Origin of the sequence: Stutzerimonas nitrititolerans, assembly GCF_003696285.1 — a bacterium.
GTDB classification, from domain to species: domain Bacteria; phylum Pseudomonadota; class Gammaproteobacteria; order Pseudomonadales; family Pseudomonadaceae; genus Stutzerimonas; species Stutzerimonas nitrititolerans.
Genome location: NZ_RFFL01000017.1, coordinates 61,705 through 83,789, shown reverse-complemented (window position 1 = coordinate 83,789; position 22,085 = coordinate 61,705). Strand labels below are relative to the sequence as shown.

Annotated in this window: 22 protein-coding genes; 4 read left to right on the top strand and 18 right to left on the bottom strand. The window is 64.1% G+C overall.

Going from position 1 to position 22,085, the window contains the following annotated elements:
- Positions 1 to 17: 17 nt before the first annotated feature.
- Positions 18 to 935 carry an AAA family ATPase gene (locus EA795_RS18635; RefSeq protein WP_014853181.1) on the bottom strand — a complete coding sequence of 306 codons (918 nt, stop codon included), beginning with the start codon at positions 933 to 935 and terminating at the stop codon, positions 18 to 20.
- 156 nt (positions 936 to 1,091) lie between these two features.
- Here EA795_RS18635 and EA795_RS18630 point away from each other — a divergent pair, with 156 nt between their 5' ends.
- On the top strand, positions 1,092 to 3,857 hold the full coding sequence (locus EA795_RS18630; protein ID WP_240645044.1) for a cation-transporting P-type ATPase: 2,766 nt from the start codon (positions 1,092 to 1,094) through the stop codon (positions 3,855 to 3,857).
- Here EA795_RS18630 and EA795_RS18625 read toward each other — a convergent pair.
- From EA795_RS18625 to selD, 3 genes are read right to left on the bottom strand one after another with little or no spacing between them, the layout of a single operon-like run.
- Positions 3,827 to 4,105, bottom strand: a complete 279-nt coding sequence (locus tag EA795_RS18625; RefSeq protein WP_014853183.1) for a hypothetical protein — start codon at positions 4,103 to 4,105, stop codon at positions 3,827 to 3,829. The genes EA795_RS18630 and EA795_RS18625 overlap by 31 nt on opposite strands.
- A 1-nt stretch (position 4,106) precedes the next feature.
- Positions 4,107 to 5,219, bottom strand: coding sequence for a tRNA 2-selenouridine(34) synthase MnmH (gene mnmH / locus EA795_RS18620; RefSeq protein WP_122078893.1), 1,113 nt, complete (start codon positions 5,217 to 5,219; stop codon positions 4,107 to 4,109).
- On the bottom strand, positions 5,219 to 6,253 hold the full coding sequence (gene selD, locus EA795_RS18615) for a selenide, water dikinase SelD (RefSeq protein ID WP_058074936.1): 1,035 nt from the start codon (positions 6,251 to 6,253) through the stop codon (positions 5,219 to 5,221). The genes mnmH and selD overlap by 1 nt, the downstream gene beginning before the upstream one ends.
- 226 nt (positions 6,254 to 6,479) lie before the next feature.
- Here selD and EA795_RS18610 point away from each other — a divergent pair, with 226 nt between their 5' ends.
- On the top strand, positions 6,480 to 7,472 hold the full coding sequence (locus EA795_RS18610) for a patatin-like phospholipase family protein (protein WP_058074937.1): 993 nt from the start codon (positions 6,480 to 6,482) through the stop codon (positions 7,470 to 7,472).
- A 56-nt stretch (positions 7,473 to 7,528) separates the two neighbouring features.
- Here EA795_RS18610 and EA795_RS18605 read toward each other — a convergent pair whose 3' ends face one another.
- From EA795_RS18605 to EA795_RS18570, 9 genes are all read right to left on the bottom strand, one after another.
- Positions 7,529 to 8,605, bottom strand: a complete 1,077-nt coding sequence (locus EA795_RS18605) for an AI-2E family transporter (protein ID WP_122078892.1) — start codon at positions 8,603 to 8,605, stop codon at positions 7,529 to 7,531.
- A 345-nt stretch (positions 8,606 to 8,950) separates the two neighbouring features.
- Positions 8,951 to 9,754, bottom strand: a complete 804-nt coding sequence (locus EA795_RS18600) for a DUF4892 domain-containing protein (protein WP_122078890.1) — start codon at positions 9,752 to 9,754, stop codon at positions 8,951 to 8,953.
- An 8-nt stretch (positions 9,755 to 9,762) separates the two neighbouring features.
- Positions 9,763 to 9,903 (bottom strand): hypothetical protein, encoded by a 141-nt coding sequence (locus EA795_RS21075; protein WP_158601314.1) that lies wholly within the window; start codon positions 9,901 to 9,903, stop codon positions 9,763 to 9,765.
- A gap of 107 nt (positions 9,904 to 10,010) precedes the next feature.
- Positions 10,011 to 10,868, bottom strand: coding sequence for an alpha/beta fold hydrolase (locus EA795_RS18595; protein ID WP_122078888.1), 858 nt, complete (start codon positions 10,866 to 10,868; stop codon positions 10,011 to 10,013).
- On the bottom strand, positions 10,865 to 11,677 hold the full coding sequence (locus EA795_RS18590; RefSeq protein ID WP_122078887.1) for an alpha/beta fold hydrolase: 813 nt from the start codon (positions 11,675 to 11,677) through the stop codon (positions 10,865 to 10,867). The genes EA795_RS18595 and EA795_RS18590 overlap by 4 nt, the downstream gene beginning before the upstream one ends.
- 117 nt (positions 11,678 to 11,794) lie before the next feature.
- Entirely contained in the window at positions 11,795 to 12,238 is a 444-nt protein-coding gene (locus tag EA795_RS18585) for a hotdog fold thioesterase (RefSeq protein ID WP_122078885.1), read from the bottom strand.
- A 19-nt stretch (positions 12,239 to 12,257) separates the two neighbouring features.
- Positions 12,258 to 12,719 carry a phosphohistidine phosphatase SixA gene (gene sixA / locus EA795_RS18580; protein WP_058074943.1) on the bottom strand — a complete coding sequence of 154 codons (462 nt, stop codon included), beginning with the start codon at positions 12,717 to 12,719 and terminating at the stop codon, positions 12,258 to 12,260.
- Positions 12,716 to 13,054 carry a DUF4389 domain-containing protein gene (locus EA795_RS18575; RefSeq protein ID WP_058074944.1) on the bottom strand — a complete coding sequence of 113 codons (339 nt, stop codon included), beginning with the start codon at positions 13,052 to 13,054 and terminating at the stop codon, positions 12,716 to 12,718. The genes sixA and EA795_RS18575 overlap by 4 nt, the downstream gene beginning before the upstream one ends.
- A 22-nt stretch (positions 13,055 to 13,076) precedes the next feature.
- On the bottom strand, positions 13,077 to 14,096 hold the full coding sequence (locus tag EA795_RS18570; RefSeq protein ID WP_122078884.1) for an NAD(P)H-dependent glycerol-3-phosphate dehydrogenase: 1,020 nt from the start codon (positions 14,094 to 14,096) through the stop codon (positions 13,077 to 13,079).
- A gap of 441 nt (positions 14,097 to 14,537) precedes the next feature.
- Here EA795_RS18570 and fabA point away from each other — a divergent pair, with 441 nt between their 5' ends.
- Both fabA and fabB read left to right on the top strand, forming a co-directional pair.
- Positions 14,538 to 15,053, top strand: coding sequence for a 3-hydroxyacyl-[acyl-carrier-protein] dehydratase FabA (gene fabA, locus EA795_RS18565; RefSeq protein WP_014853195.1), 516 nt, complete (start codon positions 14,538 to 14,540; stop codon positions 15,051 to 15,053).
- Positions 15,054 to 15,064: 11 nt separating this feature from the next.
- A complete protein-coding gene (fabB, locus tag EA795_RS18560) occupies positions 15,065 to 16,282 on the top strand; it encodes a beta-ketoacyl-ACP synthase I (RefSeq protein ID WP_058074946.1) in 1,218 nt (405 codons plus the stop codon).
- A gap of 98 nt (positions 16,283 to 16,380) precedes the next feature.
- On the opposite strand, the gene sstT is transcribed toward fabB, so the two are convergent.
- The 5 genes from sstT to EA795_RS18535 all read right to left on the bottom strand — a co-directional run bounded on the left by sstT (position 16,381) and on the right by EA795_RS18535 (position 21,743).
- Positions 16,381 to 17,625, bottom strand: a complete 1,245-nt coding sequence (gene sstT / locus EA795_RS18555) for a serine/threonine transporter SstT (protein WP_058076697.1) — start codon at positions 17,623 to 17,625, stop codon at positions 16,381 to 16,383.
- Positions 17,626 to 17,936: 311 nt separating this feature from the next.
- Positions 17,937 to 18,959 carry an amidohydrolase family protein gene (locus EA795_RS18550; protein ID WP_058074948.1) on the bottom strand — a complete coding sequence of 341 codons (1,023 nt, stop codon included), beginning with the start codon at positions 18,957 to 18,959 and terminating at the stop codon, positions 17,937 to 17,939.
- A gap of 63 nt (positions 18,960 to 19,022) precedes the next feature.
- Complete coding sequence (locus EA795_RS18545) at positions 19,023 to 19,886, bottom strand: rhomboid family intramembrane serine protease (protein ID WP_122078882.1); 864 nt, start codon at positions 19,884 to 19,886, stop codon at positions 19,023 to 19,025.
- 10 nt (positions 19,887 to 19,896) lie between these two features.
- A complete protein-coding gene (locus EA795_RS18540; RefSeq protein WP_122078881.1) occupies positions 19,897 to 20,856 on the bottom strand; it encodes a metallophosphoesterase in 960 nt (319 codons plus the stop codon).
- Positions 20,856 to 21,743 (bottom strand): NAD(+) kinase, encoded by an 888-nt coding sequence (locus EA795_RS18535; protein ID WP_014853201.1) that lies wholly within the window; start codon positions 21,741 to 21,743, stop codon positions 20,856 to 20,858. The genes EA795_RS18540 and EA795_RS18535 overlap by 1 nt, the downstream gene beginning before the upstream one ends.
- Positions 21,744 to 22,085: the final 342 nt, after the last annotated feature.

Genomic DNA, 22,085 nt, shown 5'->3' with positions numbered 1-22,085 from the left:
AGCTGCGGACCTGCCCATCAGAGCGCAGGCACCTCGCGCAGCAACCAGTTCACCAGCGCGCCACCGCCATGGCCGGTGGGGTCGCTGCGCTCGCGCAGACGATGGCCGACCACCGCGGGCAGCACCGCCTGCACGTCTTCCGGTATCACGTAGTCGCGGCCGTCGACGAATGCCCAGGCGCGCGCTGCGGCCAGCAACGCCAGGCTGGCGCGCGGCGACAGGCCCCAGGCGAACTGCGGCTGGGTCCGCGTGGCTTCCACCAGCCGCAGCACGTAATCGACCAGCGCATCACTCACCCGTACCTCGGTCACCGCCTGTTGAATCGCCAGCAAGCCGGCGTGATCGAGCAAGGGCTCCAGGCGGGTCAGCAACGCGCGGCGCGAATCGCCGAGCAGCAGTGCCCTTTCCGCCGCCTGCGCCGGATAGCCCAGGGACAGGCGCATGAGGAAACGGTCGAGCTGCGATTCCGGCAAGGCGAAGGTGCCGCCGGAACTGACCGGGTTCTGCGTGGCGATCACGAAGAAGGGTTCGGGCAAGGGTCGCGTGGCGCCCTCGATGGTCACCTGGCCCTCCTCCATCGCCTCGAGCAGGGCACTCTGGCTTTTCGGGGTGGCGCGATTGATCTCGTCGGCCAGCACCAGCTCGGCGAAGATCGGCCCCGGGTGGAACACGAACTGGCCGCTGTCCTTGTCGAACACCGAGGTCCCGAGAATGTCGCCCGGCAACAGATCGGAGGTGAACTGGATGCGCTGGAACTCGAGCCCCAGTATCTGCGCCAGGGCGTGGCTGAGCGTGGTCTTGCCCATGCCGGGCAGGTCTTCGACCAGCAGATGCCCACGCGCCAGCAGGCAGGTCAGCGCCAGCCGCACCTGTGGCTCCTTGCCGAGCACGATCTGGTTGACGCCGGCCAGACAGGCCTCGAGCTTCGCACGCATGAAACACCCCTTCCCCAGTCAGTCCGGCGATCCTACTGGCGCGCCGGCGGCACGCCAAGCAACGGCAATCTTTACTGACAAAGCATGCGAACCAGGTCTTGCCTGGAAAGCCGCACGTTAAGTAGGGTCGTTCATTTCCAAGCCGGAATCCTGCCTATGGAACCCGCGGACAAAGCCCTCTGGCACGCCCTTCGCGCCGAACAGTGCCTGGCACATCTCGATTGCCAGCCGGAAGGGCTCACCGGCGACGAAGCCGACCGGCGACTGCAGCGCTACGGCGCCAACCAGCTGCCCGGCATCAAGCCGCGCGGGCCGCTGATACGTTTCCTGCACCAGTTTCACAACGTCCTGCTCTACATCATGCTGTTCGCCTCGGTGGTCACCGCCCTGCTCGGCCACTGGGTCGATACCGCGGTGATCTTCGCCGCCGTGCTGGTCAACGCGGTGATCGGTTTCATCCAGGAAGGCAAGGCGGCGTCGGCGCTCGACAGCATTCGCAAGCTGCTGTCGACCCGCGCCACGGTCCTGCGCGACGGCAAGCGGGTGGAGGTCGATGCCGGCAAACTGGTGCCCGGCGATATCGTGCTGCTGGCCTCGGGCGACAAGGTGCCGGCCGATCTGCGCCTGCTGGAGGTACGCAACCTGCGGGTCGAGGAAGCGGCGCTGACCGGCGAATCGCTGCCCATGGAGAAGACCGCCGATGCCGTCGAGCCGGACGCCCCGCTTGGCGATCGCAGCGGCATGGCCTGGTCCGGCACCCTGGTTGTGTATGGCCAGGCCAGCGGCCTGGTGGTAGCCACCGGTGCGGACACCGAGCTGGGCCGGATCAACCGGATGCTGACCCAGGTGCAGGCCATATCCACGCCCTTGCTGCGGCAGATCGACCGCTTCGGCCGCTGGCTGGCGGCGGTCATCCTGTTGATGGTCGCGGCCACCTTCGTGCTGGGTACGCTCTGGCGCGGCCACCCGCCAGGGGAAATGTTCATGATGGCGGTGGCCCTGACCGCCTCGGCGATCCCCGAAGGGCTGCCGGCGATCATGACCGTGATGCTCGCCATCGGCGTCCAGCGCATGGCGCGCAGGCAGGCGATCGTGCGGCAGCTGCCAGCCGTCGAGACGCTGGGCTCGGTGACGGTGATCTGCTCGGACAAGACCGGCACCCTCACCCGCAACGAAATGACCGTGCAACACCTGGTCTGCGCGGACCGCCAATACCAGGTCAGCGGCGTCGGTTACGCCGCGCTCGGCAAATTCAGCCGCGATGGCCAGCCGCTGGCTGCCGATGACCGGCGATTGCTGCTCGACGTCGCTCGCACCGGGCTGTTGTGCAACGACGCCCGGCTACGCGAAATCGACGGCGGCTGGCAAGTGGAAGGCGACCCGACCGAGGCGGCGCTGCTGGTGCTGGCCGGCAAGGCCGGTCTGGAGGCAACGACCGAAAGCACGAACTGGGCGTGCCGCGACAGCATTCCCTTCGAATCCGAACACCGTTTTCGCGCCAGCCTCAATCACCATGGCAGCGGGCACACGCACATCTTCGTAGTGGGCGCGCCCGAACGCCTGCTGGAAATGTGCAACCAGCAGCGCGGTCTCTCCGGCGATGAGCCGCTGGCCCCCGACTACTGGCGACGCCGCATCACCGACCTTGCCGCGCGTGGCCTGCGCCTGCTGGCGCTCGCCGAGAAAAGCGTCGATGACGAGCAACGCCTGCTGGGCTTCGAGGATATCGACCTGGGCGGTTTCACTCTGCTGGCGCTGGTCGGCATCATCGATCCTCCACGCACCGAGGCCATCGCGGCGGTCGCCGAATGCCATGCGGCCGGCATCCGCGTGAAGATGATCACCGGCGACCATGCCGACACCGCCAGGGTCATCGGCGCCCAGCTGGGCATCGGGGTCGGCAAGCCGGCGTTGACCGGCGCGGAACTGGCGCTGATGGACGACGCGGCGCTGCGTCAGGTAGTGCTGGAAATCGACGTATTCGCCCGCGCCAGTCCCGAACACAAGCTGCGCCTGGTCAGCGCCATGCAGGCCTGCGGCGAAGTGGTGGCGATGACCGGCGACGGCGTCAACGACGCGCCGGCACTCAAGCGCGCCGACGTGGGCGTGGCCATGGGCTGCAAGGGCACCGAAGCGGCCAAGGACGCCGCCGATATCGTGCTGGCAGACGACAACTTCGCCACCATCGGCAACGCGGTGCGCGAGGGCCGCGCGGTCTATGACAACCTGAAGAAATTCATCCTCTTCATGCTCCCCACCAACGGCGGCGAGGCGCTGATCGTGATCGCCGCGATCCTATTCCAGTTCGCGCTGCCGCTGACGCCGGTACAGGTGCTGTGGATCAACATGGTGACCTCCAGCACCCTGAGCCTGGCGCTGGCCGCCGAACCCACCGAGCGCGGCATCATGCGCCGCCCGCCGCGGCCGCCATCGGAAGCGCTGCTCTCGGGGTTTTTCGTCTGGCGGGTGGTGATGGTCTCGCTGCTGATGGCGGCCGGCGCCCTGGGCCTGTTTCTCTGGGAACTCGAACGTGGCACATCTCTGGAACACGCCCGTACCCTGGCCGTCAACGTGGTGGTGGTCGGCGAGATGCTCTACCTGTTGTGCAGCCGCCACGTGTTCAGTTCGGTGCTCAACCGCGAAGGTCTTCTGGGCAACTCCTGGGTGTTGCTGAGCATCGCCGTCTGCGCCGCCCTGCAGCTGCTCTACACCTACAGCACGCCGCTGCAGAACCTGTTCGGCTCGACGGCGCTGGGACTCCAGGACTGGCTGCGTGTCCTCGGAGCCGCCTCGCTGGTGTTGATCGGGTCGGAGCTGGAGAAATGGCTCATCCGCCGCTTCCGCCATAGCCCGACCCTAGCCCGGATATCCGCCTTACCTGGCGAGATCGGTCAACGACCGGCGCGGGACTCGCGCAGATAGAAGCGCGCTTTCTTGGCCTTTTCGGTGCAGCCACGGAAGGCTTCGAACTGCTGCTGGGTCTTGGCGCCGGTGAGCAGCGCCAGGGCCTTGGAATAGCTCACGGTGCCGGCAAAGCCTTCGGCCTCGGCGAGGCTCTGCTCCTGCCAGGCCGCATCCAGTTGCGTGGCGCAGCTGTTGCGATAGTCGGTCTTGCCGGCACAACCGGTCAGGGCGATTGCCAGCATTGATAGCCAGATCCAGTTCTTCATGTCACGTCCTCGGGTTCACTTGTGTCGCTCGCTGCCGGAGGAATTCCACTACGGCATCCTGTTCGCCCGCGAATTCGATTCGCGAGGCCTTGTTCTGACGCTGATAGACGTACATCGGGTCGTAGTAGTCCCTCAGCAATGCCTCTATCCATTCGCGATGCAGGTCGACCGAGCCGCTGCGGGCCTGCTCGGCGAGCGCCTGGTCCATGATCGCCGCCAGGCGCTTGTAGTTCTCGCCGCCGAGCCGCTTGTGGATATTGTCCAGACTCTGCTGCAGACGTTCGGCGAATGCAGCGAAGCCCTCCTCACCCTGTTCGACAACGAACTCGGCACAGAGATCGATCACGTAGTCCTTCAGGATCCGCGTGACGCGGCCTTCGAGGCTGTCCTCCAGCCACACCAGCGGATAACGTTGCATGCCCTGGAACAGCGCCAGCGGAATCGAGCAGCGCCCCACCAGACGGGCTTCGTCTTCGAGAACGAACTGCCGGGTGCCGGCCGCCTGCATCTTCAACAGGCGAATCGCCAGGGCATTCTCGAAATCGATCTGCGCCGGCTGTGGGGTGGCGCGTTTGCCGAAACTCGAACCTCGGTGATTGGCCAGCCCTTCCAGATCGACGCTGTGATCCAGGCGCGCCAGCACTTCGGTCTTGCCGGTGCCGGTCATGCCGCCGACCAGAATGAAGTCCTCGTTGGCGGCCGCCTGTTCGAGGGAGTCGAGCAGGAAATGCCGCATCGCCTTGTAGCCGCCGGTCACCCGCGGGTAGTCGATACCCGCCTCGGTCTTCAGCCATTGCTGGACGATCTGCGAACGAAGCCCGCCACGGAAACAGTAGATGTAGCCCTGCGGATTGTTCCGGGCGAAATCGGCCCAGGCCTGAATCCGCTCGTCCTTGGTTCTGCCGCTGACCAACTGGTTGCCAAGCTCGATGGCCGCCGTCTGCCCATGCTGCTTGAAGCAGGTGCCGACCTTCTGCCGTTCGAGATCGGTCATCAGCGGCAGGTTCACGACCCCGGGAAAGGCGCCCTTGGCGAACTCCACCGGTGCCCGCGCATCCATCATGGGGACGTCATTGAGGAACAGCGCGCGGTAGTTGTCGGTGTCACTGCGCATCAGCGAACCTCGACCGCGAAGGTACCGGCTTCGACCAGCTCGCCGATCGGCTCCAGCTTCAGGCCGAGCTCGCCTGCCACGGCCAGGAACTCCGCCTCGCCCTCGGGCGCCACGGCGACCAGCAGCCCGCCGCTGGTCTGCGGATCGCAGAGCAACTGCCTGTGTGCCTCGTCCAGCGTGGCGATGCGCTCGCCATAGCTGTCGAAATTGCGCCCGGTACCGCCCGGCACGCAGCCCTGCTCCAGGTAGTATTCGACACCCTCGAGACGCGGCACCCGTGCATAGTCGATGCGCGCCGTCACGCCGCTGCCATCGGCCATCTCCACCAGGTGCCCGAGCAGGCCGAAGCCGGTGACGTCGGTCATGGCGCGCACGCTGTCGAGCTTGCCGAAGCGGCTGCCGGGGGTATTGAGCGTGCACATCCAGTCACGGGCACGGCCGACATCCTCGGCCCGCAACTTGGCCTTCTTCTCGGCCGTGGTCAGGATGCCGATGCCCAATGGCTTGGTCAGATAGAGCTTGCAGCCCACCGAAGCGGTGTCGTTGCGCTTCATTTGCGCTTTGTTCACCAGGCCAGTCACCGCGAGGCCGAAGATGGGCTCGGGCGCATCGATGGAGTGCCCGCCAGCCAGCGGGATGCCCGCAGCATCGCAGACCGCACGACCACCGGCGATCACCTCGCGGGCGACCTCGGGCGGCAGCACGTTCACCGGCCAGCCGAGAATGGCGATGGCCATCAGCGGGTCGCCGCCCATGGCGTAGATGTCGCTGATGGCGTTGGTGGCGGCGATGCGCCCGAAGTCGAAGGGGTCATCGACGATGGGCATGAAGAAATCGGTCGTCGAAACCACGCCGCGCTCGTCGTCGATGCCATACACCGCGGCATCGTCACGCGATGCGTTGCCCACCCACAGGCGCGGATCGAGATTCTGCGCGCCACTGCCGGCGAGAATCACGTCCAGCACCTTGGGCGAGATCTTGCAGCCGCAACCGGCGCCATGGCTGTATTGGGTAAGGCGGATGGGTTCGCTCATCGAAGGGCTCTCGCGGCTGGCAAAACGGGCGATGATTGTAGCAAAGGGCGCGACTGGCCGGCTGGGCAAACCCAAGCCGTTTCCATCGTGCTGCCGAATGCGCACCAGCGCTTGAAGCCTGGCGCCTCAGGCGTGAAGCTAGGGTCTGTTGCCATTTCTCGCAGCAACGCGGCTCGCGACGAAACGGCAACAGACCCTAGGAACCATCGCCAACAGGGAGAAAAGCATGGGCAAGACAGTCGCCTTGGTATTGGGCTCGGGTGGGGCGCGGGGCTATGCGCACATCGGCGTCATCGAGGAACTCACCGCACGGGGCTACGAAATCGACTGTATCGCCGGCTGTTCGATGGGCGCCGTGGTGGGCGGCATCTACGCGGCGGGCAAGCTGTCGGAATACCGCGAATGGATCGAGAGCCTGGATTATCTGGACGTGCTGCGGCTGGTCGACCCCAGCTTCAGCCTGGGCGCCATCCGCGGGGAGAAGATCTTCGGGCGCATCCGCGACATGCTCGGCGATATCGACATCGAAGACCTGCCGATTCCCTTCACCGCCGTGGCCGCCGACCTGACCAACCAGCAGGAAATCTGGTTCCAGGAAGGCAACCTGGAACAGGCCATGCGTGCCTCGGCGGCCATTCCGAGCCTGTTCACACCGGTCATGCAGGGCAACCGCATGCTGGTCGACGGCGGCATCCTCAACCCGCTGCCGATCGTGCCGGTGGTGTCCAGCCACAGCGACCTGATCATCGCGGTGAACCTGAACGCCAACAATCATCGCCAGTACCCTTTGCCGGAAGTCGTCCGCCCGGGACGCTTCGACGCCATGATGGGTTCCATCAGCGCCCACATCCCCTTCTGGCGCAAGGAAGAACAGGGACTCGAAGAACACCTGACCGAGCTCCACGCCGGCGGCATGGCGAGCGACAGCCAGGTAGCGGCTGCGCCCTCCGGGCAGAGCGCACCGAAATCGGCCGAAGGTTCGAAAGTGATCGACGTGGGCGGACCCGCGTCACTGCTGGAGCTGATCAACCAGAGTTTCGAGGTGATGCAGTCGTCCCTGACGCAGTACAAGATCGCCGGTTATCCGCCGAACGTGCTGGTCAACATTCCCAAGCGGGCCTGCCGCTTCTACGAGTTCTACAAGGCGCCGGAGCTGATCATGCTGGGTCGGATCATTGCCCGCGACACGCTCGACAAATATGAACGAGACGAGCTGTGACAGGCCGCTGAGAACCACCGGCGTTTTCTCGACGGCCTGGCAGGTACCGCACGAGCCTATTCCAGCCCCTTGCCCGGAAGCTTTTCGGGCGCGGTGACCTCGGGCACTTCCTTGGTCACCCAGTCGCCCAGCAGGCTGTAGGCCACCGCCAGTAGCGTCGGCCCGAGGAACAGGCCCATGAAGCCGAAGGCCAGCACGCCACCGAAAACCCCCAGCAATACCACCACCAGCGGCAGGTTGCCGCCCCGGCTGATGAGGTAGGGCTTGAGCACGTTGTCCACGCCGCTGATGACGAACATGCCCCAGATACCAAGGAAGATCGCCATGCCGTACTCGCCCTGCCAGATCAGCCAGGCCACCGAAGGCCCCCAGACCAGCGGAGGCACCATGAGGAAGCTGAAGGCGAAGGTCAGCAAGCCCAGTACCAGCGCACCCGGTATGCCGGCGATGCTGAAGCCGATGTAGGCCAGCACGGCCTGCGCGGCGGCAGTTCCGATGACGCCGTTGACCACCCGCTGCACGGTGCCGGCAACCAGCTCCAAATAGTGATCGGCGCGGCTGCCGATCAGGCGATCCAGCAGGCTGTGGACGAAGGCCGCCAGCTTGGGGCCATCGCGGTAGAAGAAGAACACCAGCACCAGGCTCAGCGCCAGTTCGAGCATTCCGGCGCCGATACGCGCGCTGCGCATCAGCAGCCAGTTGCCCACTTGGCCGATATAGGGGCGCACGCTGGCGAACAGCGCTGTGCCCTGCTCGTCGACCGTATCCCAGAACGCCAGCAGGTTGTCGCCGATCAGCGGCACGTCCCCCAACCAGTCCGGCGGCGGCGGCAGCCCTTCGACCTGGAGGCTGTGAAGGAGCATGTTCGCCTCGCGAATCTGGTCGGCGATATTGAAGCCCAGCCAGACCAGCGGAACGGCGACCAGCACCATCCAGACGAAAGTCAGCGCGGTCGCCGCCAGCGTCGCGTTGCCGTTCAACCAGCGCGTCAGCAGGCGCATCAGCGGCCAGCTGGCGAACGCCAGCACGGCGGCCCAGAACAGCGCCGAAGCGAACGGCGCCAGCACCCACAGGCAGGCACCGAGCAACAGCAGAAGCAGGATCTGCACCAGCAGACGATCATTGTTGAGCATGCATGCATCCTAGAAGAAAAATGGCGCGCCTTGTTTAGGGTCTATTTCCGTTTCGTTGCGGGCCGCGTTGCTGCGCCAAATAGCGCCAGGCAAGGCGCGGGACGCAGGCAATGGTCATTCCCTTGCCAAGACCCGCAACGCCGCATGGCGCTATTTGCCGCGCAACCCGAAGGACCGGGCCTGTTTTTGCGCGATGCTGCGTTCCTCGTCGCTCATTTGGAATGCCAAACTTCGCTCCTCGCGCCTTGCCTCGCGCAAAAATAGGCTCCGGCGCGGCCGCGCAAGAAACGGAAATAGACCCTAAGGCGCGCCAAACGAATCCCGTATTCCAAGCGCAACGGCGGATTAACGCAAGAGCATGATGCTCAAGCCGGCCTCGTCGCCATCATCCAGTTCCAGGCGCCGCGCGGATATGCGCTCGGCTACCAGCGCCTCGCGCCAGGCCGGCGCCCCTTCGCCGCCCAGACTGATGCGGATGGTGCTGTCGAGCCGCAGGACATTGGCCAACAGCGCCGCCCAGTCTGCCACAGGCTCGGCGGGCAGCAGCGGCAAGCGTAACTCCCCGGTGCTTTCCAACTGGCGCAACAGGGTCGCGGGGTTCGGTCGTATCACCCCCAGCGGCGTGGCGGATTGCAGCCTTTCCACCTGGAGATAGGGACGGCCGTTGCCACGGGTAATGCCGTACAGCGCGACCAGATCGTCCGCCTCGGCGGGCACGCGCGCCAGCAGGAACGCCTGCTGGGCTTCGGGGCCATAGAGCATCGAGCGCTGGAAAATCTGGTTGGCCCACAGGCTGCTCGAGCCGCAGGCACGGCCTTCGCACCAGTAGAGCAGCTGCGCGCCCTGCTCGACCAGCTGCTCGCGGGCCTGGCTGAAGGCCTCGATTCCCGAATGGTGATCGGGCAACTGATAGGTGATGGCGAGCAGATCACCCGTGGCATTGACCTGATCGCTCATGCGCAGCTTTCCACTGATGCGCCTGATCGAATCCAGCGGATAGATCCGCTCCACGTCACTGTCCTGCTTGAAACCGACGATCTGAGACTGCGGAAAGCGCGCCAGCCCTTCGAGGTCCGAGCTGCCCGGCAGGTCCGCGGCGCTTGCAACGCAACCGAGCAAGGTCAATCCGGCAATCCATGCGCTTCGCATATACAACCTCAACGGATCAGCATCGACTGGGTTATAGGCACCTGCATCTCGAGATAATGAGCAAGCATCCTGCTGGCAAGGCGAAGCTCCTCGAACGCGGCGAATACTTCATGGCCATGGGCGCTGGCCGCGGTGTAGGGATCGGTCATTGGCAGGTTTCCAGACTGGACGATGACTTCAGCCTCGCCAGTTGGCAAACCCAAGTCAAGCAAGGCTTTGCGACAGATTCTTGCGCTCGGTCCCAGAGCTGCGCCGATCAGCTTGCGAAGAAGGGGTTGAAAACCGCCGCGATCGCCGCCGCGCCTTCGTCATCGTCCAGATGCAGGTGGTGCCCGCCGTGCAAGCGATGTGACTCGAAGGGCAGCGAATCGATGAACTCGATCACCTTGGCGTCGGTCATCAACCCTTGCCGGGCGATGATCAGGCTGGTCGGGCATTCCACCCGCTGCGCGAAGGCCTGCGCATGGGCAAGGGTCAGGCGCAACGGCGAAGGCAGCATAAGACGCGGATCGGTGCGCCAGGTGTAGCCACCGGGCACGGGCATCAGACCGCGCTGGGCAAGCCGCTCGGCCGCTTCGCGGCTGACCGCACCGACGCCTTTCATCCGCGCCGCCACGGCCTGATCGAAGCGGGCATAGACCGGCTTGCGCTTGCGCTCGACCGCCAGCAGCGCGCGCAGCGCCTCGCCCAGTTTCCGCGGCGCGGACTCCGCCTCGCCGGTATAGGGAATCACTCCGTCGATCAGCGCCAGCCGCTCGATGCGCTCGGGCATGGCGCCGGCCAGCAGCACCGAGACGATACCACCCAACGAGTGGCCGAGCAGCGAGAAGCGCTGCCAGCCGAACTGTTCGGCTGTCTGCAGAATGTCGTGGGCATAGTCCCAGATGTTGTAGCCGGCTCCTGGCGGGCGATGATCGGAAAGGCCGTGCCCCGGCAAATCCAGCGCCACGATGCGCACACCGTTCAGCAACGGTGCCAGGCGGCTGAAGCTGGCGGCGTTGTCCAGCCAACCATGCAGGGCGATGACCGGCCTCCCGTCCTCCGGGCCGTAGAGATGCGCCGCCACCTCCAGGTGCGGCAGGCGCAGTCGGACCTCCTCGAACGTGTGGCTCATGCCGCCCCTCGCTGTCCGGCGGGCAGTTCGCTCCAGCGCGAGAACAGGCGCCTGAGCAGCGCGGCGGTATCGTGCGGATGCTCCAGCGGGAACATGTGGCCACCGGGCAAGGTGTGCATCTCGCCATGCGCCATCAGACGCGCCAGATAGGCATGGTGCGGCAGCACCACGCGGCTCTCGCGCCCCCGCACCACCGCCAGAGGGATCTTCAGGGCATGCGGCCAACCGGGCGTGACATGCGGCACGCTGCGGTAGATGCGAATTTCGGTTTCGGGGTCGAAGCGCAGGCGCACACCCTGCTCGCTGGCGACCAGGCCATGTTCGATATAGGCCTCCAGGCAATCCGGATCGAAAGCTCGGAACAGTGTCTTGCCGACAAAGTACTCTCGGGCCTCGTCGGCGCTGGCGAACTGTTCGCGGCGGCCCAGGGTACGGCCGGCCGGTGTCAGGCTGTCGATGAAGCCCAGGCGCTTGGCGGTCCAGATGATGGCCTGGTCGAGCCAGGTGGGCATCGGTGAATCGAGCATGACCACACCCCGGTAGAACTCGGGGCGCTGCAGCGCGGTGTGATAATGCAGCATGCCACCCAGAGAATGACCGACGCCCCAGACCGGCTCGTCCAGCGCCGCGAGCTGTTCGATCAGTTCGTCGACCAGGTTCTGCCAGTTGTCGTCCACGGGAAAGCGCGGATCATGGCCGTGCCTATCGAGATGAATGGCGCGGTAATCCGGGGCCAGCGCCCCGAACAGCTTGCGATAGGTGCCCGCAGGAAAGCCGTTGGCGTGGGCGAAGAAGATGGGTTGCGACATGAGCTCAAGGCAAGACGGAAAAGGTGCTCCATTGTCTGGCAGCTCTTCCCATGCGGCAATCAGCCCTACTGGCGGAATAGGTGGCAGTCACGCCAAACAAGGCGCCAGCGGCGCCGGTTATCGACCCGGCCGATCGGCTCCCAGTGGCACCACTGCGACGGTCAGCCGCGAAATGCAGCTCGGCTTGCCATCCTCGCCGCTCAGGCGAATGTCCCAGACGTGAGTAGAGCGCCCGAGGTGTACCGGTCGGCACACGGCGGTGACACGTCCGCTGCGCAGGCCGCGCAAATGGTTGGCGTTGACCTCCAGCCCTACGCAGTAGAAGCGCTCGGGATCGATGCAATGGTGGCTGGCCATGGAGCCCAGCGTTTCCGCCAGTACCACCGAGGCCCCGCCATGCAGCAGGCCGTAGGGCTGATGGGTGCGTGAATCCACCGGCATGCTGGCGGTGATGGACTCTTCGTCGAACGCTTCGAAACGAATGTCGAGCAGTTCGACGATGGAGTTGCTGCCGCTGACGCTGAGCTGTTCGAGATCAGGTTGGCGCTGCCAGATACTCAAGGGCGTTTCCTTCTTGTCGTTATTTGTTCGGATGACGCAGCGAACGCAGATGCATCAAACCGGCCGCGACGCCCTCGCCTTCCAGCTCGGCCAGGCTCGCGGTCGCCATCGGCAGCGCGTCGCTGCGCTGGCCGCTCACCAGCCAGCCGCCCAAGGCTCCCACGAAGGGTTGATGGGTCACCAGCAGGAGATCGTTTTCGCTGCGCCGGGACAGGTAGAGCATGGCGTCGTCGACGTCGGAATCGGGCGTCATCCAGGGCACGGTTTCCACCATGCCGCCGAAGCCGAGCACTTCACGCACCAGCTCGGCCGTCTGCTGGGCCCGCACATAAGGACTGGCGAGGATCGTCTGCAACGGCCGCCCAACCAGGTGAGCGGCGCTGCGACGGACCTCATTGCGACCCGCCTCGGTCAGGCAGCGCTGTGCATCGGTACGCGCGCGCGGCTCGGCCTCCCCGTGACGCAACAGCCAGATTTTCATGGCTGTGCCTCGTTCTTCGGCTCGTCGGCGACAGGACTCACGGCTGTTTCCATATCCGCCGGTCGCGGTGTTGGCCAGTCGGACAGCGGCCAGGGCTTGCGCTCGGTATTGAAAGTGCCGAAACGGCCGATCTGCGCAATGTACTGGCTGAGGCTGTCACCGAATTCCTGCAGGGTCCGGCTGGGTTCGCCGCTGATACAGCGCTGGATCAACTGCACGACCACGACCACCAGCAGTACCACCTCGGCCAGCTGCCAGACGAAGAAGAACACCAGCATCCAGATCGTCCGAAGGACCAGCGACTCGCGCTCGGCAGTGCTTTTCGAATGATTCATCAAAGAGTCTCCGTGGTGATTCTCAGAAGCCTTCGGTGGACAGGAAATCCACGTCGGTCTTGGGTTCGCCGCGCATCAGCAGCGCGATGACCTGTTCGAGCGTACAGCCCTCGAAGAGGATGGCATGCAACCCGGCCACCAGAGGCATGTATACCTGCAGCTCTTCGGCCTTGTTCTTCAGCACCTTGATAGTATTGACGCCTTCGGCGACCTCTCCCAGGCGAGAGACCGCCTGCTCAAGGCTCAGCCCTTCGCCAAGCGCGTGCCCGACCTGGAAGTTGCGGCTTTTCGCGGAAGTGCAGGTCACGATCAGATCCCCGACCCCGGCCAGGCCGAGGAAAGTCATGGGATTGGCGCCGAGCCTGACCGCGAAGCGGGTCATTTCGGCCAGCGCCCGCGTGATCAGCATGCTGCGGGTGTTTTCGCCCATGCCCAGCGCCGCGGCCATCCCCGCCATGATCGCGTAGACGTTTTTCAGGGCACCGCCCAGCTCCACTCCGAAACGATCGGTACTGGCATACACGCGAAAGGTGCGCCCATGCAACACCGCCTGGACCTGCGCACAGAGCCCCTCGTCGGCACTCGCCACCACCGTGGCGGTCAGCGCATGCTCGGCTATCTCACGGGCCAGGTTCGGCCCCGACAACACGCCGATTCTGGCTTGCGGGGCGATCTGCTCCAGTATCTGGCTCATCAGCATGAAGCCCTCGGCCTCGATGCCCTTGGTGGTACTCACCAGCATCTTGCCCAACAACCGCTGCGCGAAGGGTTGCAACGCCTGCCGCAATGCGCTGGAGGGCAGCGCCACGAAAATCAGCTCGCAACGCTCGAGCACCTGTTCCAGATCGGTGGCCGGCTCGACCAGCGCCGCCACCGTCACCCCCTTCAGGTAGCGCGGGTTCTGCCGCTGGCTACGAATGATCTCCGCCTGTTCGGGATCTCGCATCCAGAGCTGGACCCTGTGACCGTTCTCGGCCAGCAGATTGGCGATCGCGGTGCCGAAGCTGCCACCGCCAAGTACCCCTATTGGTTGTTCTGTCATGAGTTTTCCGTAATTAACAGGCTGTTGAAAAACCACCTGCGTTGGCCTGTCAGCGTGGCAGTGCCGCGCATTATACGTCGCGCACGTTCGGCAGCCAGCCGACAGCGGAAACAGGCGAATCATCAGGTTACATTTGCGGTCATAAATCCTGAACGTTCGGCAATTTGCCCGCGTGCCGCGCCGGCCTGGCCGGAACATCGGTCGCCACCCTCGAGGAATCGGACAATCACGAGGTCTCGTCATCAGGCGAGGAGTGTTAAAGTAGCCGCCCGTTTCTCCCCTCATGCCACCTCGGGAGGCAGCGGACGGCATCGGCACGCCTCGCCCTGTGACTTTAGGCGCAAGGCGGCAGTCTATGTCTAGTCTTATAATCCGGTCCCCGATTGGGACGGACGAAAGCAGCAAGCCCCTCCATGCAAGAGGGACCATTGAGGAATACGCATGACCAAACAACAGGCCTTTACTCGGGAAGATCTGCTTCGTTGCAGCCGCGGCGAATTGTTCGGACCCGGTAATGCGCAACTGCCCGCACCGAACATGCTGATGGTCGATCGCATCGTTCATATCAGCGAAGTGGGCGGCAAGTACGGCAAAGGCGAATTGGTCGCCGAACTGGATATCAATCCTGACCTCTGGTTCTTTGGTTGCCATTTCGAAGGCGATCCGGTCATGCCTGGCTGCCTGGGTCTGGATGCCATGTGGCAGCTCGTCGGCTTCTACCTCGGCTGGCAGGGCAACCCCGGTCGCGGTCGCGCCCTGGGCTCGGGTGAAGTCAAGTTCTTCGGTCAGGTCCTGCCGACCGCGAAGAAGGTCACCTACAACATCCATATCAAGCGCACCATCAGTCGCTCGCTGATCCTCGGCATCGCCGACGGCACCGTCAGCGTCGATGGCCGCGAGATCTACAGTGCCGAAGCCCTGCGCGTCGGCCTGTTCACCTCTACCGACAGCTTCTGAAGGACATCCGCATGCGTCGTGTCGTGATCACCGGCCTGGGTATCGTTTCCTGCCTTGGCAATGACAAAGAGACCGTCTCCGCCAATCTGCGCGCCAGCCGCCCTGGTATTCGTTTCAATCAGGCTTACGCGGACATGGGTTTGCGCAGTCAGGTTTCCGGCTCGGTCAATCTGAACCTGGAAGAGCTCATCGACCGCAAGGTCCTGCGTTTCATGGGTGATGCGGCGGCCTACGCCTATCTCGCCATGCAGCAGGCTCTGGAAGATTCGGGTCTCAGCGCCGATGACATCTCCAATCCGCGCATCGGCCTGATCGCCGGCTCGGGCGGTGCCTCGACCATCAACCAGATGGAAGCCATTGACATCCTGCGCGACAAGGGCGTCAAGCGCATCGGCCCATACCGCGTGCCGCGCACCATGAGCAGCACCGTCTCGGCCTGCCTGGCCACCCCGTTCCGCATCAAGGGCATCAACTACTCCATCGCTTCGGCCTGCGCCACCAGCGCACACTGCATCGGCCATGCCATGGAGCAGATCCAGATGGGCAAGCAGGATGTGGTCTTCGCCGGCGGCGGTGAAGAAGAGCACTACAGCCAGAGCTGCCTGTTCGATGCCATGGGCGCCCTCTCCAGCCAGTACAACGACACGCCGGAAAAAGCCTCCCGCGCCTACGACGCCAAGCGTGACGGTTTCGTCATCGCCGGCGGTGGCGGCATGGTGGTGGTCGAGGAGCTGGAGCACGCACTCAAGCGCGGCGCCAAGATCTACGCGGAAATCGTCGGCTACGGCGCCACGTCCGACGGCTACGACATGGTTGCCCCGAGCGGTGAAGGCGCGCTGCGCTGCATGCAGCAGGCGATGGCCACCGTCGAAGGCCCGATCGACTACCTCAACACCCATGGCACTTCCACGCCAGTGGGCGACGTGGCGGAGATCAAGGCCGTGCGCAACATGTTCGGCGACAAGGTCCCGTCCATCAGCTCGACCAAGAGCCTGTCCGGCCACTCGCTGGGCGCTGCCGGTGTTCACGAGGCGATCTACTGCATGCTGATGATGCAGGGCAACTTCATCGCCGGCTCGGCGAACATCGACGAGCTGGACCCTGAAGTCGCCGACATGCCGATCGTTCGCGAGACGCGCGAGAACGCACAGATCGACACCGTGATGAGCAACAGCTTCGGTTTCGGCGGCACCAACGCCACCCTGGTGCTCAAGCGCTGGAAAGGCTGATCGAACGACAGCAGCAATAACGAAAACGCCCCGATCCGATCGGGGCGTTTTCGTTTGAGCTCAAGTCGAAGGCTGGCAGCGTATGGCCAACCCCTGGTTCACACCGATTGCTGGTCTTCCACTTCGACGGTATCGCCATGGGCGATGCAGGAAGCGGCGGTAAACAGCACGTCGGTCGAGGAGTTCAGCGCCGTTTCGACCGAATCCTGCACCACGCCAATGATGAAACCTACCGCCACCACCTGCATGGCGAGGTCATTGGAAATTCCGAAAAGGCTGCAGGCCAACGGAATCAGCAGCAGCGAACCACCCGCCACACCCGAGGCGCCGCAGGCACAGACGGCTGCCAGGAGGCTCAGCAGAATCGCGGTAGGAACGTCCACCTGAATGCCCAGCGTATGCACGGCTGCCAGGGTCAACACCGTGATGGTGATTGCCGCGCCCCCCATGTTGATGGTGGCCCCCAGCGGAATCGACACCGAATAGGTTTCCTTGTGCAAACCCAGGCGCTGGCAAAGCTGCATGTTCACCGGAATGTTCGCCGCCGAACTGCGCGTGAAGAACGCCGTGATACCGCTTTCACGCAGGCAGGTGAATACCAGCGGGTATGGATTGTGGCGAATCTGCCAGTACACGATCAGTGGATTGATCACCAATGCCAGGAACAGCATGCTGCCCACCAGTACCAGCAGGAGCTGCAAGTAACCCAGCAGCACCGCGAAGCCCGACTGGGCCAGGGTGCCGGTCACTAGGCCGAACACACCCAGCGGCGCGAAACGGATCACCACCTTGACGATCAACGACACCCCCGCGGACAGATCCGCAGTCAGTTGACGCGTGCTTTCTCCGGCATGGCGAAACGCAAAGCCAAGACCGATCGCCCAGGCCAGAATGCCGATGTAGTTGCCATCGATGAGCGCCCGCACCGGGTTATCCACCACATTGAACAGCAGGGTCTTCAGCACCGCAGCAACGCCCGACGGTGGCGTTATGTCCGCCGTGTCGCTGACCAGTTCCAGACCGGTGGGAAACAGGAAGCTAGCCACGACTGCGACGACCGCCGCGCTCAGGGTGCCCAGCGCGTACAGCAACAGGATAGGACGCACATGCGTCGGCTGGCCGCGCCGATGATTGGCCAGCGAGGCGGTCACCAGCGCGAAGACCAGAACCGGCGCAACCGATTTCAGCGCCTGGACGAACAGGTCTCCCAGCAGGCTGAGCGACTGGGCCGCCGCAGGGAAAAGCAGCGCCACCACACAGCCGGCGACGAGACCGACAATGATCTGGACGACCAGACTGGTACGGTTGAGAAAGCGGAAAAAACGGGTGGGTAGATCAGACATTGAACACATCTCGTGCTTTTAGGGGCCGGACGGCTTTCTTCAGCATGCGCAACGGCCATTCCGGCCAGCGACCAATCGCCTGCTCGTCCGCTGAAAACCGCCGGATACTACGCCCCTTGGGCAGGGATGCCCAGCCTCCGCGCCGACCAGGTCCGTCGTCGTCACAGCGCATATGCGACGAAACGACGACGAACGCCGGGCTTCAGACGCGAAAGCGCGCGACCAGGCTATTCAGATCAACGGCTAGCTAGCCGAGTTAGCGGAGAGAACTGCTGCGCCTGTAATACCAGGGCCATGACGCGAGACCGGGCTCAGCGAATCGACGCCTGGTCTTTGCGCGGCAGGATGGCGAGGAAATTGTCCCGCGCCACCTGATGGGCCACCTCCTCCGGCAAGGCATCGAGGAAAGGCTCGAAGGCCTGCATGCCTTCGGCAAGGTTGTCGAAGCGCCCCACCACGTCGCTGCCGAGCATGAAGCGTGTCGGATGGCGCTCGACCAGCTCCAGCCATGCCTTCCGAGGCTTGCCGGACGCGTCCAGCAGGTAAGGCCGCAGCATGGTCCAGGACAGATCGATGTAAAGGTTGGGATAGTCGTCGAGCAGACGCGAGACCGTAGGCAGCAGGAAATCCAGTTTCTCCTGATGGCGATGCAGTTCCATGCTGGTACCGGCATGCGCCCAGATGAAGCGGGTATGGGGGTGATTGCGCAACGGCTCTTCCAGTTCGGCCAGGTACAGCGGATTGCGTTCGCGCTTGGAGGTGATGTTGGAATGCAGCATCACCGGCAGGTCGAATTCGCTCGCCAGGTGATAGACCCGTGCCAGCGCCTCATTGTTGGCGCGTGGGGTATCGCCTTCGGTCAGAGCCGTGATGTCATCGTGACGTGTGAACACTTCGCCGATCCCCTGCCAGAGACCGGGATCCAGCTCGAGCATGCGCCGGATATGCGCATCGGCATTCTTGTCGTTGGGGTTGAAGCCAGACAGGAAGGGATGGAAGCGCTTGCGCTGCTCCGCATCCAGTTCGTTCATGGCGGCCGCGACTATCACGTCGGTCGCGCTGTACCAGTACACCGGCGCGTCATCGCCGGCATAGTAGCGTGGCCGCTTGGGTTCGTTCTCGTGCCATTTCTTGGCAACCGGAATGCCGCTGATCATCACATGGTCGATGCCGCCGGCATCCATCGCCTCGATGAGCTTCGCGGTGCCGTCGCTTTCCTGGAAGAAATCCACGAAATGCAGGTGCGCATCGCTATAGCGATACTCGCGCGCCTGAGCCGTGGTGATGGTGATGAAAAGCAGTAACGCGATGGTACAGATGCGTGAAATCGACAACCGATGTTCTCCTGACAGCCAAGCGGGTAGACCGCCCGTCAGCCAAGCGGTTCAGAAAGAAAGCTATCGCCTGGCCCTGCTTGCCAGCAGCCCACCGACCACGCCCGTCACGCAGCCAGCAACGAGCCCGGAAACATGCGCCGCGTTGGCGATTGCCATGGTGCCGAAGCTGAGCACTTCGATGGCGCCGCTCAGGCACACCACCAGCCAGATCAGCATCAACACCACCACGCCCGGAGGGAGGCGGTACGCCTCGTCCGGGGCCAGTTTCTGGAACAGCCAGCAGTGGCCGAGCAGCCCGTAGAGCACGCCCGACAGACCACCGAAGATTCCCGGGCCGCCGAACAGGTACTGCGACAGGTTGGATACCAGACCGAACAGCAGCGTCAGCCCGAGCAGCATCGGCGCCCCCTGGCGATGCTCGATGCGGCGGCCCAGCTCCCAGTACCACATACTGTTCATGGCCAGGTGCAGTAAACCGAAATGCAGGAATATCGGCGTCAGCAATCGCCACCAGGCGCCCTCGGCCAGGGTCTGCTCCAGCGTGGCGAAGTAGGCGTATTCGCCTTCGATGCGAAAGTCCGTGAAGCTGAACCAGCGGATCGTGGGGAAATGCTCCCCCAGCAAGGTGATCGCCGCGACGACCAGGGTCACCAGTAACACCCCGGCAGTGAAGCGGTTGGCACGCAGGCTGGCCACGAACCCACCCGTGCGCCTGGGCGGCTGCTCGGCCACCAGCGTGCCGTCGCCCTGTGGATATTGCGCATACAGCTGGCGAACCTGCTCGGCCAGCTCGCCCGGCACCCGCAACACCTGCTCACCCGCCTCTTCGGAGACCCGGCAAGGCACCTGCAGGCGCCGCAACAGGGCCAGGAACCCGCTCAGATCTTCCGATATCGGCAGGCGCAACGCCTCGACAGCTACCAAGGTGTGACTCCTATCGTTGCACGTCGACCCAGACGAACTTCGCCGGATCGAGGCGGGTTTCCTGGTCGAGCCGGTAGGCCACCAGCTTGTCGTATTTCACTGCGCTGTAATCCAGACAAGCGAGATTGTCGCGGATCGGACCGGGAGTGCCTCGACGCCAGTAATGCCCGACGAACAACAGCGGCTCGTCGGGACCGTAGAGGAACAAGCTACTCTTCTGCCGCTGCGAAAGAGGCACCCGTGCCGCCTGCTCCGGCAAGCCGCCCGGCTGGAACACCACATCACCGTAGGTGGATGGATTGGCTTCCCAGAATTTGGTGCGGAAGAAGGTCCGCACGAAGCCTTCTTCGCTGGTCATGGTCAGCCCGTCGGGCAGCGGCATGTCGGTGCCGCGCAGCAATCGATCCAGTGCCTTGCAGGCGAACCCGCCGTCGATGCCCGCCTCCCTGACGAATGCCGGATCGAGGCAGCCGTTCTCCAGACGCGGGCGCAGCCGGTCGATGACCGCGCTGTCCCAGCAGGCATGCACCACGCGAAACCTGTCGTTCTCCAAGTACAGCGGCAGCTCGTAGAACCAGTCGCGAAAGGCTTTCCACTCATCCGGATAGGCTTCGAACTGATCGAAGGTTTCCTGCAGCAGCATGGCGAAACGGGGCGAATGTTCGCGCACGAAGGCCTTGCCGCTTTCCAGCGGAGCCGGCATGTACCAGCCGAGCGCGTTGAATTCGTGATTGCCGATGATGCAATGGGCCTGGCCCGCATCGACCATGTCCCATACCAGATGCAGCGCCTCGCGGATTCGCGGGCCACGGTCGATGATGTCGCCCAGGAAAATCACTTGGCGCTCGGAATGACGCCAGACGCCACGCTGCTTGCGGTAACCCATGGCATCGAGCAGGTGCGCCAGTGTGTGCGCACAGCCATGCACATCGCCTATCAGGTCATAGCTGCGGGCCGGATCGACCAACATCAGTCGCCTCCGCCAAGCCGACTGCCCCAGCCGAGTTTGGTGCGGCAGACTTCGTAGTAGTTGTGGTCGAGCGGGTGAATCAGGTGCAGCTTCTGCGGTTTCTTGCGCACCGTGACGGTATCGCCGGGGGCGCAGGTGAAATGGTTCTGGCCGTCGCAGGACACCTGCGGGTAGATCTGCATGTTCGGTGAGATCACGATCTTCAGCTCGCTGTTGCCGTCCACCACTATCGGCCGGCTCGACAGCGTATGCGGATACATCGGCACCACAACGATCGCATCCAGGCGTGGATGCATGATCGGGCCGCCGGCGGACAGCGAATAGGCAGTGGAGCCGGTCGGCGTGGCGATGATCAGGCCGTCGGCCTTCTGGCTGCAGACGAACTGGCCCTCGATGTACAGCTCGAACTCGATCATCCGGGTGGACTTGCCGGGATGCAGCACCACGTCGTTAAGTGCATCCCCCTCCCCGATCGCCTCGTCGAAGCGGCGCGCCTGGGCTTCGAGCAGGAAGCGGTTTTCCAGCATGTACTGGCCGTTGAGCACCTCGGCGACCTTCTCTTCCAGCTCATCGGGACGGATGTCGGTGAGAAAGCCCAGGCTGCCACGGTTGATGCCCAGCACCGGCACGCGATGCTTGGCCATGGCGCGGGCCGCGCCCAGCATACTGCCGTCGCCGCCCACGACGATGACCAGGTCGCAGGATTCGCCCAGTCGCTGCCGCGAGGAAACCTGCATGCCGTGGCCGGGGAGCAGTTCGGCGATGTTCTCCTCGAGGATCACGTGTACATGGCGCTGGACAAGAAATCTCTTGAGCCGGCGAACCGTGTCCAGCACCTGGGTGCTGCCCAGGCGACCGATGATGCCGATATTGCGAAATTGCTCCATTGAGGTTTCCTAGGCTAGCGACACTGACGCACCGGCAATGGCCACAGCGATCCGTAGCCGGCAATTGCTTGGGTAGCAACGGCATCACCGAGTTCAACTACGGCCACCGCCACACAGGCGCCGGATTATGGGGGAAAGGCCGAGGCAGCGGCAAACCGGGGTCCGTTGCCGTTTCGCACACGGCCCTAGGGTCTGTTGACGTTTCGGCGCGAGTCGCGTTGCTGCGCCAAATATCGCCAGGCAAGGCGCGGGACGCAGGCAATGGTCATTCCCTTGCCAAGTCCCGCAAAGCCGCATGGCGATATTTGCCGCGCAACCTAGGCGGCCCCACCCAAAGGGCCG